19 protein-coding genes, 1 tRNA gene and 1 pseudogene are annotated in these 17,642 nt (G+C 64.9%); 14 read left to right on the forward strand and 7 right to left on the reverse strand.

Going from position 1 to position 17,642, the window contains the following annotated elements; all coding sequences use genetic code 11:
- Window positions 1–67: 67 nt before the first annotated feature.
- Window positions 68–151 (reverse strand) — tRNA-Tyr (locus ACP159_RS06720).
- A gap of 129 nt (window positions 152–280) precedes the next feature.
- Between ACP159_RS06720 and rlmB the strand changes: the two genes are divergently transcribed.
- The 6 genes from rlmB (at window position 281) to nusB (ending at window position 3,985) form a co-directional block, all read left to right on the forward strand.
- Window positions 281–1,060, forward strand: coding sequence for a 23S rRNA (guanosine(2251)-2'-O)-methyltransferase RlmB (rlmB, locus tag ACP159_RS06725; RefSeq protein WP_425098885.1), 780 nt, complete (start codon window positions 281–283; stop codon window positions 1,058–1,060).
- Between the two features lie 56 nt (window positions 1,061–1,116).
- The gene (locus ACP159_RS06730; protein WP_425098886.1) at window positions 1,117–1,422 is read left to right on the forward strand and encodes a hypothetical protein; all 306 of its coding nucleotides are present in this window, start codon (window positions 1,117–1,119) and stop codon (window positions 1,420–1,422) included.
- Window positions 1,423–1,464: 42 nt separating this feature from the next.
- The gene (locus ACP159_RS06735; protein WP_425098887.1) at window positions 1,465–1,746 is read left to right on the forward strand and encodes a hypothetical protein; all 282 of its coding nucleotides are present in this window, start codon (window positions 1,465–1,467) and stop codon (window positions 1,744–1,746) included.
- A 96-nt stretch (window positions 1,747–1,842) separates the two neighbouring features.
- Window positions 1,843–2,970 (forward strand): 3,4-dihydroxy-2-butanone-4-phosphate synthase, encoded by a 1,128-nt coding sequence (gene ribB / locus ACP159_RS06740; protein ID WP_425098888.1) that lies wholly within the window; start codon window positions 1,843–1,845, stop codon window positions 2,968–2,970.
- Window positions 2,970–3,518 (forward strand): 6,7-dimethyl-8-ribityllumazine synthase, encoded by a 549-nt coding sequence (locus tag ACP159_RS06745; RefSeq protein ID WP_425098889.1) that lies wholly within the window; start codon window positions 2,970–2,972, stop codon window positions 3,516–3,518. The genes ribB and ACP159_RS06745 overlap by 1 nt, the downstream gene beginning before the upstream one ends.
- Before the next feature lie 26 nt (window positions 3,519–3,544).
- A complete protein-coding gene (nusB, locus tag ACP159_RS06750; RefSeq protein ID WP_425098890.1) occupies window positions 3,545–3,985 on the forward strand; it encodes a transcription antitermination factor NusB in 441 nt (146 codons plus the stop codon).
- Between the two features lie 258 nt (window positions 3,986–4,243).
- Here the strand turns inward: nusB and ACP159_RS06755 are convergent, their stop codons facing one another.
- Entirely contained in the window at window positions 4,244–5,734 is a 1,491-nt protein-coding gene (locus ACP159_RS06755; RefSeq protein ID WP_425099046.1) for a tetratricopeptide repeat protein, read from the reverse strand.
- A 39-nt stretch (window positions 5,735–5,773) separates the two neighbouring features.
- Window positions 5,774–5,983, reverse strand: a pseudogene (locus tag ACP159_RS06760) (helix-turn-helix domain-containing protein); the annotation flags it as partial.
- A 255-nt stretch (window positions 5,984–6,238) separates the two neighbouring features.
- Between ACP159_RS06760 and ACP159_RS06765 the strand changes: the two are divergent.
- Window positions 6,239–6,559: a hypothetical protein gene (locus tag ACP159_RS06765; RefSeq protein ID WP_425098891.1), complete on the forward strand. Its 321-nt coding sequence runs from the start codon at window positions 6,239–6,241 to the stop codon at window positions 6,557–6,559.
- Between the two features lie 351 nt (window positions 6,560–6,910).
- Here the strand turns inward: ACP159_RS06765 and ACP159_RS06770 are convergent, their stop codons facing one another.
- On the reverse strand, window positions 6,911–7,657 hold the full coding sequence (locus tag ACP159_RS06770; RefSeq protein WP_425098892.1) for a hypothetical protein: 747 nt from the start codon (window positions 7,655–7,657) through the stop codon (window positions 6,911–6,913).
- A complete protein-coding gene (locus ACP159_RS06775; protein ID WP_425098893.1) occupies window positions 7,654–8,997 on the reverse strand; it encodes a hypothetical protein in 1,344 nt (447 codons plus the stop codon). Before ACP159_RS06775 ends, ACP159_RS06770 begins: the two co-directional genes overlap by 4 nt.
- Before the next feature lie 126 nt (window positions 8,998–9,123).
- Here ACP159_RS06775 and ACP159_RS06780 point away from each other — a divergent pair, with 126 nt between their 5' ends.
- From ACP159_RS06780 to ACP159_RS06800, 5 genes are all read left to right on the forward strand, one after another.
- Complete coding sequence (locus tag ACP159_RS06780) at window positions 9,124–9,573, forward strand: MmcB family DNA repair protein (protein ID WP_425098894.1); 450 nt, start codon at window positions 9,124–9,126, stop codon at window positions 9,571–9,573.
- Window positions 9,574–10,013: 440 nt separating this feature from the next.
- Window positions 10,014–11,048 (forward strand): fatty acid desaturase, encoded by a 1,035-nt coding sequence (locus ACP159_RS06785; protein WP_425098895.1) that lies wholly within the window; start codon window positions 10,014–10,016, stop codon window positions 11,046–11,048.
- Window positions 11,049–11,321: 273 nt separating this feature from the next.
- On the forward strand, window positions 11,322–12,329 hold the full coding sequence (gene dctP / locus ACP159_RS06790; protein ID WP_425098896.1) for a TRAP transporter substrate-binding protein DctP: 1,008 nt from the start codon (window positions 11,322–11,324) through the stop codon (window positions 12,327–12,329).
- A gap of 86 nt (window positions 12,330–12,415) precedes the next feature.
- Window positions 12,416–12,988 (forward strand): TRAP transporter small permease, encoded by a 573-nt coding sequence (locus ACP159_RS06795; RefSeq protein ID WP_425098897.1) that lies wholly within the window; start codon window positions 12,416–12,418, stop codon window positions 12,986–12,988.
- Window positions 12,985–14,280, forward strand: coding sequence for a TRAP transporter large permease (locus tag ACP159_RS06800; protein ID WP_425098898.1), 1,296 nt, complete (start codon window positions 12,985–12,987; stop codon window positions 14,278–14,280). Before ACP159_RS06795 ends, ACP159_RS06800 begins: the two co-directional genes overlap by 4 nt.
- Window positions 14,281–14,370: 90 nt before the next feature.
- On the opposite strand, the gene ACP159_RS06805 is transcribed toward ACP159_RS06800, so the two are convergent.
- A complete protein-coding gene (locus ACP159_RS06805; RefSeq protein ID WP_425098899.1) occupies window positions 14,371–14,685 on the reverse strand; it encodes a DUF6476 family protein in 315 nt (104 codons plus the stop codon).
- On the opposite strand from ACP159_RS06805, the gene ACP159_RS06810 reads away from it, so the two are divergent.
- Window positions 14,684–15,709 (forward strand): pseudouridine synthase, encoded by a 1,026-nt coding sequence (locus ACP159_RS06810; protein WP_425098900.1) that lies wholly within the window; start codon window positions 14,684–14,686, stop codon window positions 15,707–15,709. The genes ACP159_RS06805 and ACP159_RS06810 overlap by 2 nt on opposite strands.
- Here ACP159_RS06810 and ACP159_RS06815 read toward each other — a convergent pair.
- Window positions 15,696–16,349, reverse strand: coding sequence for a DUF4386 domain-containing protein (locus ACP159_RS06815; RefSeq protein WP_425098901.1), 654 nt, complete (start codon window positions 16,347–16,349; stop codon window positions 15,696–15,698). The two genes, ACP159_RS06810 and ACP159_RS06815, sit on opposite strands and share 14 nt — an antisense overlap.
- Window positions 16,350–16,724: 375 nt before the next feature.
- On the opposite strand from ACP159_RS06815, the gene rpoH reads away from it, so the two are divergent.
- Window positions 16,725–17,621: an RNA polymerase sigma factor RpoH gene (rpoH, locus tag ACP159_RS06820; RefSeq protein WP_425098902.1), complete on the forward strand. Its 897-nt coding sequence runs from the start codon at window positions 16,725–16,727 to the stop codon at window positions 17,619–17,621.
- The last annotated feature ends 21 nt before the right edge of the window (window positions 17,622–17,642 follow it).

A 17,642-nucleotide genomic window follows, 5' to 3' on the forward strand; every position in this document is an offset into this window, starting at 1 on the left:
GGCGAGACACGCCGCCTTCTGGCGGCGCGCGTGCGCGTCGTCTCTACGGTCAGTCTGAGAGAAAGAATGGTGGGCGACCCTGGAATCGAACCAGGCGTGAGTCGCCTCGAGGGAGTTACAGTCCCCTGCCACACCTTGCGGCCTGTCGCCCACCGGGCACCGGATCGCTCCGGCGTGAGGGGGCGTTTAATGGCCTCGCCAACCGCCGTCAACAGGAAAAATCCTTGCCCCTGCGCCGCGCTCCGTGCGAACAGGCGCGGACAGGAAAAGGGTGCGCATCATGGCGAAGAAACCGAAGTGGGTGGTGGAGAAAGAGCAGGCAAAGAAGGCCAGCGCGGCCGAGACGGTCTGGCTTTTCGGCCTGCACGCGGTGCGCGATGCGCTGCTGAACCCGCGGCGCGAAAAGCTGAGGCTGATTCTGACGCCGAACGCGGCAGCGAAGCTGGAGGATGCCGTCAAGGAGGCGGGGGTCGAGCCCGAAATCCATGACCCCCGCGCCTTCAAGGCGCCGATCGACCCGCAGTCCGTGCATCAGGGCGCGGCGCTGGAGGTGAAGCCCTTGCACTGGGGAACTCTGGAGGATGTGGCGCTGGGCGAGGGGCCGGCGCGGATGATTCTCCTCGACCGGGTGAGCGATCCGCATAACGTCGGCGCGATCCTGCGCTCGGCGGAGGTGTTCGGCGCGCGGGCCGTGGTCGGCATGCGCCATCACGCGGCGCCGGAGACGGGGGCCCTGGCCAAGACGGCGTCCGGGGCGCTGGAGCGGCAGCCCTACCTGCGGGAGAAGAACCTCGCGGACAGCATCGTGGCCCTGCAGAAGATGGGTTACCTCGTGCTCGGCCTCGATGGCGAGGCGGAGGAGACCATCGACCAGGCGGTGGAGGGTTTGCGGGACCGGGCGATTGCGCTTGTGCTCGGAGCCGAGGGGCCGGGATTGCGCGAGAAGACCCGGGAGACCGTCGACAAGCTGGTGCGGATCGAGGCGGCCGGGGCCTTCGGCTCGCTGAACGTGTCGAACGCGGCGGCGGTGGCGCTTTATGCGGTGCGCGAGACGGTCTGACCCTTTTCTTGCCATGATCACCTGCTAGCGGGGGCATGACCGTGGCAGGGGAAACGATGAACAGGCGAAGAGCGGTTTGCAATGGTTGCGGCGGGCGGCTCGCCTTCGGCGAGATCGGCACCGGGCGGAAGGCGCTGACCTGCCTTGCCTGCGGTGCCATCGCGGCGGACATGATCGCGGAGCCGAGGCCGGATCTGCGCCCGCGCAAGGTGCGCAAACCTTGGCACGAGACGTGGTATCGCAAGAGCCGGGTGCTGACCTTCCTGATCGAGGAGGTCCTTCCGGCTTTCGAGCGATCCGATGAGCTGGACCTGCCTTGGTACAGGCGAAGCAACCGGCGGGATTGGGGTGAGTGGGATTGACTGCGGGTTGAAAACGTTGCCCGGGCTGCCCAAGTCCCTCGCATGACCGTGAAAATCGCCACTTGCAGCTACTGCGGCACCCGCGCCGCGCTTGTCCTCGATCGTGAGCGCCATGAACTGGCCTGTTCGAGTTGCGGTGCCCCGTTGCACGAGATGAAGGCCCTGAAGACGGACACGCCGAAGCCGGTGCATCCGGCGCGGCCCGGACAGGCGCCCTGGGGGGCTGTGCCCAAAAAGGCAAGGAAGCCGCGCAAGAAGAAAAAGAGCCTCGGGCGGTCGCTGTTCGAGGAGGCCTTCGACCTGATCGAGGACATCTTCGACTGACGCATGTCGCCTGTGCGCCATGGCAGGGCGCATCCGCTCTGGCCTTTGCACGGGCCTTGGCGTATCTGGCAGGCAGACTTGGATGTTGGAGGTCCCATGGCGGATTACGAGACCCCGGGCGCGGTGGAGGATTCCCTGCGCGACGCGATTTCTTCCATCGAGGAGATCATCGAGGATGCCCGCAACGGGCGGATGTTCATCCTCGTCGACCATGAGGACCGCGAGAACGAGGGCGATCTCGTCATTCCCGCGCAATGGGCGACGCCGGATGTCATCAACTTCATGGCGCTGTACGGCCGGGGACTGATCTGCCTGTCGATGACCTCGAAGCGGATCGACGAGCTTGGTTTGCAGCTCATGTCCACCAACAATTCCTCGCGGCATGAGACCGCTTTCACCACCTCCATCGAGGCGCGGGAAGGGGTCTCCACCGGCATTTCCGCGGCGGACCGTGCGTTGACCATTTCCGTGGCCGTCGATGCCTCAAAGGGCGCGGCAGATATCGCGACGCCGGGGCATGTCTTCCCGCTGCGTGCGCGGGACGGCGGGGTGCTTGTGCGGGCTGGACACACGGAAGCGGCGGTCGATGTCTCGCGTCTGGCAGGGCTGAACCCGGCGGGGGTGATCTGCGAGATCATGAACGACGACGGCAGCATGGCCCGTCTGCCGGAGCTCGTCGCCTTCGCTCAGAAACACGGGCTGAAGATCGGCACGATCTCCGACCTCATCAAGTACCGCCGCCGCCATGACAACCTCGTGCGCGTGCGCAAGGAAGAGACCATCACCAGCGAGTTCGGCGGTGAGTGGGCGATGAAGATCTATGTTGATGAAACCCATGGCGACGAACATATCGCCTTGATCAAGGGCGATATTTCGACGTCGGAGCCGGTGCTGGTGCGGATGCACGCGCTGGACCCGATGCTCGACGTGGTCGGCACCGGACAAAAGGGCCGCGCGGCGGAGTTTTCCCATGCCATGCGGGCGATTGCGGAGGAGGGGCGCGGCGTGGTCGTGCTCTTGCGTGACACTGCGATGAAGCTCGATGCCCATGACGACGTCTCGCCGAAGACACTGCGGCAATACGGGCTTGGGGCGCAGATTCTGTCCTCGCTGGGGCTGTCGAAGCTGGTGTTGCTGACCAATTCGCAGAAGCCAAAGATCGTCGGCCTTGAGGCCTACGGGCTGGAAATCGTCGATACGCGCAAGATTTCGGAGCTTGGATGATGGCGGCAAACGTAACCCACCACACGCTCGAGCGGCCGAAATTCGACAAGCCTGTCAAGGTGTTGATCGTCGTCTCCCCGTATTACAAGGAAATCGCAGACCAGCTTCTCCAAGGGGCGATTGCCGAGATCGAGGCGGCGGGGGGCTTCCATGAAACCGTGGAAGTGCCGGGCGCGCTGGAGATCCCGACGGCGATCGGGATTGCGGAGCGGATGAGCAACTTTGACGGCTATGTCGCGCTGGGCTGTGTGGTGCGGGGCGAGACGACGCATTACGAGACCGTCTGCAATGATTCGTCGCGTGGCCTGACGCTACTCGGACTGCAGGGGCTGTGCATCGGCAACGGCATCTTGACCGTTGAAAACATTGAACAAGCTGTCGTCCGCGCCGAGGCCGCGGGGCAGAACAAAGGCGGGGGGGCGGCGGCGGCGGCCTTGCATCTGATTGCGCTTGGCCGTAGGTGGGGCGCTTCGCGGAAGGGCGTAGGATTCGTGCCGCACCGCGAGGAGTACCAGGTGGCAGGCGGCAAGGGGTCCGACATCGCATGAAGCCCTCCGGCAATGACAAACGCAGGATGAAGAGCGCCTCGCGCCTCTACGCCGTGCAGGCGCTGTTCCAGATGGAGCAGGGCGACGCGGGCCTCGACCGGGTGCGGGACGAGTTCCTCGACCACCGCTTCGGCGTCGAGCAGATCGAGGGCGAGGAAATGCTCGAGGGCGATGTTTCCTTGTTTTCCAAGGTCTTGGAAGAGGCTGTCAGCTATCAGGCGAAGATCGACCAGATGACCGACCGGGCCCTCGTGGCCAAATGGCCCATCGCCCGGATCGACCCGGTTCTGCGGGCCTTGTTCCGCGCGGCGGGGGCCGAGATGGTCGCGCTGGAGACGCCGCCGAAGGTGGTGATCGTGGAATATCTCGACGTGGCGCAGGCGTTTTTCCCGGACGGGAAAGAGGCGAAATTCGTCAACGCGGTGCTCGACCACATGGCCCGCGAAGCCCGTCCCGAGGCGTTTTAACGGACCGTCCGCTGGGGGTTGACGGGGCGCCCGGTGCCCCGTTGCATCCGGGATTTGCACAAAGTCGGTGCAAAACGCCGGTTTTTTCGTACAGATTAGGGTGCGCGATCGGGGCCTCTGCGGGGGCCTTTTTTGCTGTTTGGTACAAAAAGAGCCGAGTTTCGTACGGATTGCCCTCCGGGACCGCCCCGGCGGAGGCCGAAAACGGAAATCTGCGGATTATTTGGTTAATTTTGGGGGATGAGATGGAAACCCACCCTACTCGGCTCCGGCCATCGCAGCCTTCATGTTGGCCAGGCTTTCCCGGGTTTGTTGAAGGTCGGGATGCGCGGCAGGAAGAGCGGCCTCGCGAATGCGCAACGCCTCCTCAATAAGCGGGATCGCCGCATCGAAACGCGCCATGTTGGCATAAAGCACCGCGAGGTTGTTCAGGTCGGTGGCGTAGTCCGGATGGCTCTCGCCCAGCGTGGCCTTGTCGATGGCGATGGCTTGGCGGCAGAGCGGCTCCGCCTCGTCATAGCGGCCCATGTCGCGGAGCAGGTCCGCGAGGTTGTTCAGGTCTCTGGCATAGTCCGGATGGCTCTCGCCCAGCGTGGCCTTGTCGATGGCGATGGCTTGGCGGCAGAGCGGCTCCGCCTCGTCATAGCGGCCCATGGCGCGGAGCAGGTCCGCGAGGTTGTTCAGGTCTCTGGCATAGTCCGGATGGCTCTCGCCCAGCGTGGCCTTGTCGATGGCGATGGCTTGGCGGCAGAGCGGCTCCGCCTCGTCATAGCGGCCCATGGCGCGGAGCAGGTCCGCGAGGTTGTTCAGGTCTCTGGCATAGTCCGGATGGCTCTCGCCCAGCGTGGCCTTGTCGATGGCGATGGCTTGGCGGCAGAGCGGCTCCGCCTCGTCATAGCGGCCCATGGCGCGGAGCAGGTCCGCGAGGTTGTTCAGGTCTCTGGCATAGTCCGGATGGCTCTCGCCCAGCGTGGCCTTGTCGATGGCGATGGCTTGGCGGCAGAGCGGCTCCGCCTCGTCATAGCGGCCCATGTCGCGGAGCAGACCCGCGAGGTTGTTCAGGTCTCTGGCATAGTCCGGATGGCTCTCGCCCAGCGTGGCCTTGTCGATGGCGATGGCTTGGCGGCAGAGCGGCTCCGCCTCGTCATAGCGGCCCATGGACGCTAGCAAGTTGGCGTGATCGTTGAGGGCGGATGCAAAGTGTTCCTTCGTATCCGTTTGGGCTCGCTTCAGAGCGAGTTCTGAAAACGGCAAGGCAAGTGCGTATTCGCCAGCATGCCATGTGAACTCAACAGCTTTGGCAAGCGTCTCAAAGCTTGTATCCAGCTCCGCCGCGCGGCGGTAATGCTCTGCGGCTTTGGCCCAGTCGACGCGGGCTTCGGCGATCTCTCCAAGGCCAAATTCGGCGCGCGCGGCAGCTTGGATAGCGATCCCTGCGTCGGCGCTGACCTGCGCGAAAAGCTCTTCGGCCTTGGAATAGTCGAGGTCCGCAAGGGCGGCTCTGGCCTCTTCGATGCGCTCCGGGTCGAAGCGGTAGGCTTCGCGGGAAAGGCGGTCCTGCAGGTCTTTAATGCGTATGTTGGCGGCAATGAGGGCCTTTTGCGGCTCGGCGAGGCGGGCGTTGACTTCGTCAAGCTGGGCTTGGAGTTTGGCCCGGTCCTCGGCGTGGGCCTGTTCGAGTTGGGCGGTGATCTCGTCGCGGAGGTCGCGTTGTTTGGCCTCGAATTGGGCGAGGGTGAGCGTGAGCAACGGCTCAGTGCTTGCTTCAAGTGTAACTGTTGGCGAAATTTCGAAAGCTTTGGCGTATGCGATACGTGTTTCCCTAGTCGGGTTTTCGACTTTGGAATTTTCAATGCGAGAAACCATCTCCTTTCGAGATTTGTTGCCGTACACGCGATCAGCGAGGTCACTCAGAGTCCAGCCGCGTTCGCGGCGCAATTTCCTGACTAGTTGGCCAAAGGAAAGGCCAGCAGTTTGTTCAGAACTCAGTTCTGTCAAGTTTTATAGCCATCCGTAGAAGTAAAGAAGCGCCAGTGCGCTAGCAATAAACACTGCGCCAGAGCCAATCAAGTTCATCCATAGTATCACCGTCATTTTAGGAATCTCTCCGAGAAGGGGCGTTGACTCAACTTTCTCATGATGCACTGGTTGAGTCAACAAAGTTGAGTCAACTAGCCTGCGGCAACAGGCGGTCTTGCTTTCCTGCTGCGGTGGATTATTATTCGAGTATCGGAATGTGTTGGAGGCACTGCCATGCCGGAACTGATCAAGCTGTATATTCGTCAGGTGATTGCCGGCTTCGGGCTGTCGGCGCTTTTCGTGGGCGCGCTGCTCTGGCTCGATGTGGCGGGGTTGTGGCATCTGGTGACGCATAGCCCGGGCGGAATGGTCGCGGTTGTGATGCTCTGGGTGTTCAACGGGATCGTCTTTGCGGGTGTGCAGTTCGGCATTGCGGTGATGCGCATGGGTGAGGGCGAGCCGCCCGCCGGGGGAAGGCGCGATGTGGTGCGGCAGGCGGTGCCCGTGGCGGTGCCGGCCCGGCCGAAGCGGGATGTGTTGCGGCGGAAGGGGTGAGGAGATTTTTGGACCAAAAGTCTGCTCACGGTCAGGGCGCGGTTTCCGGGAGGGAGCCGCGTTTTTTGTTGGGCTGGCGGGTGATGTAAGCGATATGGCGGCGTGTGGAAAGGGATGCACGCGCACGGTCAGACTTTGCCTGCGCAAACTCTGACGGGAACCACCGCAAACGTGGAGATCGTGCATTCCCGAGGACCTGTATATACAGGTGGGCGCCAGGTAACGAGACCACGGTCTCGCCAGAGCCAGCTCCCTCGGATTTGCTTAAGGCCACCGGAATGGATCGGTTCACAGGAAGGGCAGAACCCGCCAGTGCCAGAGGTAGGCGCGGGGCGCGGCTCTGGCAAGGGGTTACTGCGTGGAATTTTGCGTGAAGCCGTAGCGGGTGAGTTCCTCGGGCAGCAGGATGTAGATCTCGTCGGCGGGCGTGGCGAGGGCGTGGCGCATGACGCGGGGGTCGATGCCCATGGCGTCGAGGTAGTCCATGACCTCCGCCTGCCCGCGCTGGATGTCCTCGACGGCGAGGAAGGCGGGCAGGAGGGTGTTTTCGCCGAAGGAATGTTGGTGGACGCCGACGGCGGCGTCGTCGGGGATGTCGCGGGTGATGCCCCCCGCCAGCAGGTAGGGGCAGGCGGAGAAGCAGTACTCGCCGGGAAGCATGCGCGTGGCGATGCCGGCGCTGCGCAGGTGGCGACCGATGTCGAGCGCGTCGCGGACCGAGCCACCTGGGGATTGCACGACGAGGGTGTCGACGGGCGGATCGGCTTTCTCCAGCTGTGCGATGATGCGGGGGGCGTCGTCCGGCGCGATGCCGCCTTCGAGGCGGTATGCGCGGTTCTCGAAGGTGAGGGTCAGGCGCTCCGGCAACTCGCCCGGATCGCGCGCGGGGCGGACGGCCGGGCGGTCGCGGCCCGGGTTGAAGCGGCGGGTCTGGTCGCCGGGGCGCACGGGTTCGGTGAGGCGCGGGGCGGTCGGACTGGTGAGGCCGGGGAGGCGGAAGCCGCCGGATTGCATGTCCGAAATCACCAGGAAGGCCCCGATGCCAAGCTGAAAGACCAGCACGGCGGAAAGGGTGCGGGCGACGGTGGAAGCCTTCATGTCGGCGTGCTCTTGAGCGGTGAGACGTTGTCCTTCGGGTCCTTCGGCGCGGTCTCGGGACGGGGCGTGGCGACGGTCTCGGGGGCCGGTGGCTCCGGGAGGTGGGCCTCGGGCCGCTCGTCCAGCGCCCCTTCGACATCGCGCAGCGCGGTGACGGCGGCGCGCAGTTCGGCAAGGGTCAGGGTGTCCTCGATCGCGGCGCCCTCACGGCCTTCGCGGATGGCACCATGGGTGATGGCGAGGATCAGGACGAGGACGCCGGGCAAGAGGTCGATGGCAATGGCCCCGGCCCAGGAGGGAACGAAGTTGCGGGCGTAGAGGATGACCGCGTCGGCAGAGGAGATAGGCGTGTAGGTGACTTCCGCCGGGGGCGTCAGGGAGCCGACCGCCTGCGCCGCCTGGGCAAGGGTCGTGGCGCGGGCGGCGAGCACGTCGAGGACGGAGTTGATGGTGGAGGTCTGATCGGCGCGGTTCGCGTCGGTGCGGCCGTCGAGTTCCGGCAGGACAACGGAGGCGGAGAGGTCCTGCGCGGCGCGTTCGACCAGCTGCGCGACGGAGAGTTGGCGGAGCTGGGTGATGAGGCCCTGCAGGCGCACGGCGGCTTCGGAGAATTCGACGGAGCGGGCCTCGACCGGGCCTTGTTCGACGGTGAGGGCGCGCATGCGGCTGAGGATGGTGTTGCCTTCGGTAAAGGCGCTTTCGACGAGCGGGGTCTGGGCGGCGATCTGGGTTTCGAGCGCGGAAAGCTCGGCGGATTTCTGGCGCAGGACCCGGAACACCGCGCCACGCCCGGCAAGACCGGAAAGGCTGCCCGCGGCCTCCTGCTCGGAGAGATCCTCGAAGGATTGGCGCACGCGGGCGACGTCGCGTTCGAGCGCCTGCCCGGAGAGGGCGATCTCATGGGCGCGTTCGAGCGAGGCCTGGTAGTCCTGCACGGTCTCGGCGAGGTGCTGCTCGACGGCGGCGGAGCCGGCGAGGGCGGCGGCGTTGAGCCAGCTCGACATGGCGATGATGGCGAGGGAGCCGAGGCCCATGGCGCCGAGAAGGCCCATGCGGGAGCGGGTGGTGCGCACGGCGGGGAAGAGCCGCATGAGGTAGGACCAGAAGACGAAGATGCCGACGGAGACAGCGACCGAATAGGCGATGGCGGCAAAGACCGACATGGCCCCGTTCTGGTCGAGCAGCGAGGAGACGCCGAGGTAGGTGTAGATGCCCGAGGCGACGGAGAGCACGCCGAGCGCGGTGCCGGAGAAGCTGTCGAGCCAGGTCAGATGGCCTTCGAGTTCGCGGGCATGGCGCACGCCGCGCGCCTCGCTGCGGGTCAGATGGGGTTTGGCCATGGGGTCCTCTTCGCTGTCTGCGGGGGAAGGTAAGGGAAATTCAGGGGTTTGAAAGGTGCTTGCGCGCAGGGCTTGCGTTTGTTCACGGAATGTTCATAAGATTTGGGCATGGTTTCGCCTGTGTCCATGCCCCCGTCCCTGATGCCCGGCCAGCTTCTGGCGCGGGGTGTGTGCCGTCATCTTGCCAGTCTCGGCTTTGCGGTGATCGAGGAGTTCGTTCCGGAGCGCGGTCTCCGGGTTGACGTCATGGCGCTTGGCCCGAAGGGAGAATTGTGGGTCGTCGAGTGCAAATCGTGCCGGGCCGATTACATGGGCGACGGCAAGTGGCAGGGATATCTGCCCTATTGCGACCGCTTTTTCTGGGCGGTGGATGGCGATTTTCCGGTGGAGCTCTTGCCGGAGGAGACCGGGTTGATCCTTGCGGACGGATACGGCGCGGAAGTGGTGCGGATGGCACCGGAGGCGAAGCTGGCGGCGGCGCGACGCACGAAGATGGTGCGCAAGTTCGCGCATCACGCGGCGCGTCGGCTGCACGGGCTGCGCGATCCCGATGGCGCGGGTGGCTGGGGCGCGTGAGGCGGGGCAAGGCGCGGGATCGAGGTGTTTCGCCCTGCTGGCGCAGGGCGACCAGCGCGGGCCTGCGGCCCGCGGAACGGGCCAGGAGGCCCGTTATTTTTGAGTATTTTCAAAGAGAAGAAAGCGGGGTGCGGGATCGTGTTCGGGCCGGAAGCTCCACCTGCGGCGGTGTATCGGAGCGGCCAGCAGAGGCTTCGGACGGGTTTTCGGAGGCTCGGGACCGGGTCGCACGGAGCTGGGATCGCGCGGGTTTCCGGCGGAGGGAAAGGCATCCTTAAAGGTTTTGCTCCAGACTCGGCGGCGAGCCGGTGCGGCGCCGGAGCGGGCACCTGCGGCATATCCGCCGATTGGACATTTCGTTTGCGCTTATCCAAATGGATCGTTTGCGGAACGGGGTTCCTGGGCTATGAGGACCGCTGACAACGACTAAAAGCAGGCAGATGCTCGATACAACTGAGACAACGCGCCCGGTGCCGCAGCTCCGCTCGGCAAAGGACTGGGTCAAGATCCTCGCGGCCTATCGCGATCCGAAACCGGGCCGGAGCGCCTTCGAACTGGCGGTGACGCTCGTGCCGTTCCTCGGACTCTGGGCGCTCGCCTGGGCCGCTCTGGCGGTGAGTCCGGTGCTCAGCGTCCTGCTTTCGGTGCCGATTTCGGGATTCCTGCTGCGGTTGTTCATCATTCAGCACGATTGCGGACACGGCGCGTTCTTCAGCAGCCGGGCGCTTGGCGACTGGCTCGGGCGGGTGCTCGGCGTGGTGACGCTGACGCCCTACGATGTCTGGCGGCGGTCGCATTCGATCCACCACAGCGGCGCGGGCAACCTCGGGCGGCGCGGGCTCGGCGACATTCACACGCTGACCGTGGCGGAATACCGGGCGCTCTCGCCGATGGCGCGGCTGATGTACCGGGTCTACCGCAGCCCGCTGGTGCTGTTCTGCCTGGGGCCGGGTTACATCTTTTTCGTGCAGAACCGGGTGCCCTACGGGCTGATGGACGGGCGGCGGTACTGGATCAGCGCGATGCTGACCAACGCGGCGCTGCTGACCTTGCTGGCGGCGATCTGGTGGGTCGGCGGCTGGGCTCCGATCCTGTACATCTTCGTGCCCTCGACGCTGCTCGCGGCGACGGTCGGGGTCTGGCTGTTCTACGTGCAGCACCAGTTCGAGACGACGCATTGGGAGCAGGAGCACGACTGGCAATTGCACGAAGCGGCGCTGGAAGGATCGTCCCATTACGTCCTGCCGAAGGCGCTGCAGTGGCTGAGCGGCAATATCGGCATTCACCATGTACACCACCTGTACAGCCGGATTCCGTTCTATCGGCTGACCGAGGTGCTGCGGGACCACAAGGTGCTGGAAGACAGCAACCGGATGACGGTCGCCGAGAGTTTCGCCAATGCGCGGCTGCACCTGTGGGACGAAGAGAGCCGGCGGCTGTTGTCGTTCCGGCAGGCCCGGGCGCTGCTGGGCTGAGTCTGCGCCTGCCTGCGGGGGATTTGACGGGAAAACATCGGCAAGCCTACGGGCCGCGGCGTCCGCGCGGGTTGCCAAGACGCGGGTCGACGCATAATGGTATACCAGATTTCGCACGGCCCGTGGCGCGACGCTGACCGGGGAGGCCGGGTTGGCGGGCAGACGCTCCCGAGCGCCGTTGCGTCCCTGGATTTCGCTTGCTAGCCTGCGGGTCGGCATACCCAAACCGCCGACGACAAGATCGGCAAAACCTGCTCTCTGGGAGGAGACATCATGACGACCATCACCCGCCGCCTCGCGCTGGCCTCGCTCAGCGCGCTCGCGCTCTCCGCTTCGCTGACGGGCGGCGCCTTTGCGCAGGAGAAGATCACCCTGCGCATGTCCACCCCGGCCTCCGAGACCGACCAGCGTTCCGTCGCGCTCGCCGAGGTCTTCGGCCCCGCCGTGGCCGAGTTCGCCACCTACGAGCCGCATTACAACGGATCGCTGATCGCGCAGGGTTCCGAGCTGGAGGCGATTGCCTCCGGGGACCTCGAAATGTCCATCGCCTCGGCGCAGGAACTGGCGACGTTCTTCCCGGAGTTCTCCATCTTCGCAACGGGTTATGTGCATCAGGACGCGGCGCACCAGGTCCGTGTGTTCAATGATCCGCTGATGGACCCGTTCAAGCAGAAGGTCGAGGACGAGCTGGGCGTGAAGCTGCTGTCGGTGATGTACCTCGGCCGCCGTCACGTGAACCTGCGCCAGTCCAAGGAGGAGCTGACGGTGATGACCCCGGCGGATCTGGCCGGTGTGAACCTGCGGATGCCGGGTTCGGATGCGTGGCAGTTCCTCGGCAAGGCGCTTGGCGCGAACCCGACGCCGATGTCCTTCACCGAGGTCTACACGGCGCTGTCGACGGGCTCCGTCGATGGTCAGGACAACCCGCTGCCGACGGTGGTGGACGCGAAGTTCTACGAGGTGACCAAGCAGATCGCGTTGACCTCGCACCTCGTCGACCTGAACTACATCGCCTTCTCGAAGGAGGTCTGGGACAAGCTGACCGCCGAGCAGCAGGCCGCGGTGCAGAAGGCTGCGGATGATGCCGCGCAGTCCGGGCGGGAGAAGCAGCTGGCCAAGGAAGAAGATCTGGTCTCCTTCCTCAAGGAGCAGGGTCTGGAGATCTACGAGCCGGACCTGAAGGCGTTCCGCGAGCATGTGCAGAACGAATATGTCGGTTCCGAATTCGCGGCCAGCTGGCCTGAAGGTGTGCTCGAGAAGATCAACGCGCTCGGCAACTGACGGAACGCTGTCCCGGGCCTGACCCGGGACCTCATCGACCGCTGAAGGCCCCGGTCCCGGGGCCTTCTTCGCAATCGGAGGCGGGCATGCAAAAGGCGATACACGGGGCAAAGGCGGTGGCCGAAGGGTTCGCCGCGCTGATGATGGCGCTGATGTTCGGCACGTTCATCCTCCAGGTGGCGGTGCGCTATACCGCGCGGCTGGAGTGGATCGCGGAGGCGGTGCCGCTGTTCGATCCCTCGCGCTATGGCTGGACGCTGGAATTCTGCCTCTTGCTTTGGGTCTGGATCGTGTTCTGGGGCAATGCGACCATCGTGCGCGAGCGCGATCACGTGACCTTCGATCTGCTTTACCTGTCGGTGAATCCAGCCCTGCGCAAGGGGTTCGCGGTGGTGGCCGGGGTGCTGATCTGCGCCGGGCTGCTGTGGTCGCTGGGGCCGACCTGGGAGAAGTTCTACGTGCTGCGGCTAAAGAAGACGGCCACGCTCTCGGCGGTTTTCGGAGACTGGATCCGGATGCGCGACATCTATTCGGTCTACGCCTTCTTCCTCGTCGCGGTGTCGCTGCGCTATGCGTATCGCGCCTTTCATGCGGCGCGGTTCGGTGCCGAAACTGACCTGCACGATTTCGACCAGCCGGGCGAGGGGACGGAGAAATGAGCCTCGAATTCACCCTCTGCCTGATCGCGCTGGTCGGCCTTGCGGCCATCGGCACGCCGATCGCCTATTCGATCCTGCTGTCGTCCTTCGTCTACCTGTTCATGGCGGGCCAGAGCATCGGCCTCGCGGGCAAGGTGCTGATGGACGGGCTCTACCAGAGCTTCATCCTGCTCGCCGTGCCGCTGTTCATCGTCGCGGCGAATATCATGAACGCCGGGACGATTTCCGACCGGCTCTTGCGCTTCTGCATCGGTCTGGTGGGCCGGTTCAAGGGCGGGCTGGGCCACGTCAACGTGGTCGCCTCGCTGATCTTCTCGGGGATGAGTGGTTCGGCGGTGGCGGATGCGGCGGGCATCGGCAAGATCATCATCGAGATGATGGTCAAGTCCGGCCATTACACGCGCGGCTATGCCGCCGCGATCACCGCCGCCTCCGCGACCATCGGCCCGATCATCCCGCCGTCGATCCCGATGGTGCTTTATGCCCTCGTGTCCAACACCTCCATCGGCTACCTCTTCCTCGGTGGCATCATGCCGGGGCTGTTCATGGGCGTGGTGCTCATGGGGATGAACTGGTGGCTCTCGCATATCCGGCAATTCGGCACCGAGGACCCGGTGCCGCTGACGGAACTGCCGCAGCTCACTGTCCGCGCCTTCCCGGCGCTGCTCATGCCGGCGATCCTGCTCTACGGCATCTATGGCGGCGTCACGACCCCAACCGAAGCCGCCGCCGTCGCCGCCTTCTATGCGCTGCTGCTGGCGGCTTTCTTCTACCGCGCTCTCTCGCTCCGGGCTTTCTACGAAATTCTGGTTGAGAGCGCCCGCTCCTCGGCGGCGGTCGGCCTCGTCATCGGCGGCGCGCTGATCCTCAATTACATCGTGGCGTCGGAGAACATCCCGAACCTGATGGCGGGCTATCTCGTTGGCCTCGACGTCTCGCCGCTGATGTTCCTGCTGGCGGTCAACCTGCTGCTGCTGCTGCTTGGCTGCGTGCTCGATGCGACAACGATCATCCTCGTCATCATCCCGCTGTTCCTGCCCGCCTGCCGCGAGCTTGGCATCGACCTGGTGCATTTCGGCGTCGTGGCGGTGGTCAACTGCATGATCGGCCTGATCACGCCGCCCTACGGCATCCTGCTCTTCGTCATCAACGCCGTGACCCGGATCCCGCTGGCCGAGATCATCCGCGAAGTCCTGCCCTTTCTCGCGGTCCTGCTCTTCGCCCTTCTGGCGCTGATCCTCGTGCCGGACATCGTCCTCTGGCTGCCCAGACAATTCGGCTACATCGGATAAAGGCGCAGCGCCCAGACTTCTTTGGTCCAAAAATACCTGGGGGTTCCGGGGGCAAAGCCCCCGTAGCAAAATTTTGCCCCGACAAAATTTTCACTCCGCCGGAGCAATCTCCAAAGTCTGCCTGAGTTTCCCCGTGGCCCTGTCGAAGATCAGGATCTGATTGCCTTCCGTCACGACCGCGTACCAGTCCGACCCTTGCGTATAGGCCGTGGCCACGGCGCCGGACGGCAGGGTGATCACCTCTGGCAGCGGGGCGCGGGCGTTGCTATAGCGGGACCAGATCAGGACAAGGATCAGCACGATCCCGGCGATCATCACCGCCGTGAGCACCGTCACGAGCAGCCGCAGGAAGCGCAGCTGCGGCGGTTCCGGCAAGGTGTCCTCGGGGTCGACAGGAGCAGGCATGGCACAGATTTCCGTCACGATCGCGGCCAACCCGCCGCCGCGTCTTGATAAGGCGCTTGCCCGGGATGTGCCAGAGGAAGCGTCGCTGTCGCGCACCCGGCTGGCCCGGCTGATCGCCGAGGGGGCGGTGACGCGCGACGGCGTGGTGCTGGACAACCCCAAGGCCGCCGTGGCGGAGGGCGATGTGATCGACATCGACGTGCCTCAGGCGCAGGAGTATGACGTCACGCCGCAGGCGATCCCGCTCGACATCGTCCATGATGATGATGCGCTGATCGTGGTGAACAAGCCGGCGGGCATGGTGGTGCATCCCGCGCCGGGCACGCCCGACGGCACGTTGGTCAATGCTTTGCTGCACCATTTCGATGGTGATCTATCCGGCGTCGGTGGGGAGAAGCGTCCGGGCATCGTGCACCGGATCGACAAGGACACCAGCGGGCTGCTGGTGGTGGCGAAGTCGGACAAGGCGCATCACGGTCTGGCGAAACAGTTCGAGAAACACACCGCGCAGCGGGCCTATCTGGCGCTGGTGCATGGGGTGCCAGACCGGGGCGATCCGCGTCTGCTCGGGACGCGCGGCGTCTCGGCGGGGGCGGGTGGCGAGATCACCATCACAAGCGGCCTCGCCCGGCACAAGACCGACCGGCAGAAGCAGGCGGTGTATTTCGACGGGCAGGGGCGGCATGCGATCACCCATGCCCGGGTGCTGGAGGTCTTCGGCACCCCGCCGACGCTCAGCCTCGTCGAATGCCGTCTGGAGACTGGCCGGACGCATCAGATCCGCGTGCACATGGCCCATGCCGGGCACGGTCTGATCGGCGATCCGGTCTACGGCGGGCGGCGCAAGCTCTCGGCGAAGGCCCTGAGCGAGGCGGCCATGGCGGCGGCGAGCGGCTTCGACCGGCAGGCGCTGCACGCGGCGGAACTGGGTTTCGTGCATCCGGTGAGCGGCGAGGCGATGCTGTTCCAGGCGCCTCTGCCGGAGGATATGGCCGACCTTCTGGCCGTGCTCAGGGGCGCGTGATCCGTCCGGCGATCAGCAGCCAGAGTGCGAGCGCGCTCTCTGACAGCATCGGGATGACATAGGCGATCTGCATCGGTTCGGTGAGCGCCGGTGCGGCGAGGCGGGTCAGGCCGCCCGCGATGTAGACGAGGCCCGAAAGGCCGATCCCGGCGAGGATGACCTGCGGCACGCCCGCCGCCTTGCACAAAAGCCAGGCCATGATGAGGCTGTTCAGCCCGAAGAAGATCAGGCCGATGTCATAGCCGATCCCGTGCATCCGGGTGAGGAGCATGGCGGTGTCCGGCTGTGTCTCCAGCGCCAGAGGCACCCCGGCCAGCAGCACGAGGCCCATGGCGATCAGCGCCGCCTGCATCAGGCGCAGCACCATCGCGGCACGGGCGAGGGGTTCGGAGACAGGCCGGAGCAGGGTGAAGAAGATCAGCGCCAACGCAACGTCGGCAAGGATCATCGCGAGGTCGGCGAGCAGCGACAGGCGGAAGGTCGGCAGATGCGCGGCGAGGGTCTCGGCGGAGCCGAGGATCGGACCGCGCAGCAGCAGTTCGGCACTCAGCCCGCACAGGATGATGAGGACATAGAGTGCCCCGGCGGTGCGGGGCAGGGCGAAAGCGGGACTGTGCGGCAGGGCGGTGGTCGTGTGCATCTTTGAGACCTTTCGGCGGCTGTGTCGGTATGGTTGACTTTAGGTCATGCGAGGATGTATGGTAATTGGCCAATTTGGCATGGTGCGCATACGGGTATGCATGGATTTCAAGGATGCAAAGCTCCGTGAAAACGATGAAACATGGGATCAATCGACGGAGTTTTCGCGTAACCCCGTTGTAACGACTGCGCAGGTAGGGAAACGTCACCGTTTTTCGGCCCGGATCGGGCACCAGCGCAGAGGACTTGCCCCGGCCGATACGGGCCGGCGTGACAAATGTTAACGGAAACACCGGGAAGGGTTGAAACCCCGCACCGGGCTTCCCATCTGGATGTTAAGCGCCGTAACATTCGGCGGCCCATGAGGGAGAGTAACATGAGCAACTATGCCAATCTGCCGGCCCCGTCGCCGGAAGCGGGTCTGAGCCGGTACTTGCAGGAAATCCGCAAGTTCCCGCTGCTCGAACCGGAAGAGGAATACATGCTGGCCAAGCGCTGGGTCGAGAACGAGGACACCGAGGCGGCGCACCGGATGGTCACGTCGCACCTGCGGCTCGCGGCGAAGATCGCCATGGGCTATCGTGGCTACGGCCTGCCGCAGGCGGAGGTGATCTCGGAGGCGAACGTCGGCCTGATGCAGGCGGTCAAGCGCTTCGACCCGGAAAAGGGTTTCCGGCTGGCCACTTATGCCATGTGGTGGATCCGGGCGTCGATCCAGGAATATATCCTGCGATCGTGGTCCCTGGTGAAGCTCGGCACGACCTCGGCGCAGAAGAAGCTGTTCTTCAACCTGCGCAAGGCGAAGGCGCGGATCGGTGCGCTGGAGGAGGGTGACCTTCGTCCGGAACACGTCGCGCGCATCGCCACCGACCTCGGCGTGACCGAGGACGAGGTCATCAGCATGAACCGCCGCATGTCCGGCGGCGACGCCTCGCTCAATGCCACCGTCGGCAGCGAGGGCGAGGGCACCATGCAATGGCAGGACTGGCTGGAAGACGAGGATGCCGACCAGGCGGGCGATTATGCCGAGCGCGACGAGCTGGACGCGCGGCGGGCGCTGCTGGTGCAAGCGATGGAAGTGCTGAACGAGCGAGAGAAGGACATCCTGACCCAGCGCCGTCTGGCGGATCAGCCGGTGACGTTGGAGGACCTGTCGAGCGTCTACGACGTGAGCCGCGAGCGTATCCGGCAGATCGAGGTCCGAGCCTTCGAGAAGTTGCAGAACCGGATGCGCGAGCTTGCCTCCAAGCAGGGCCTGTTGACCGAAGCGTGACGGGCGCTGCCTCGAACTGGT

The sequence above is a fragment of the Tropicibacter sp. S64 genome, from assembly GCF_049803835.1.
In the GTDB taxonomy this organism is placed as follows: domain Bacteria; phylum Pseudomonadota; class Alphaproteobacteria; order Rhodobacterales; family Rhodobacteraceae; genus Pacificoceanicola.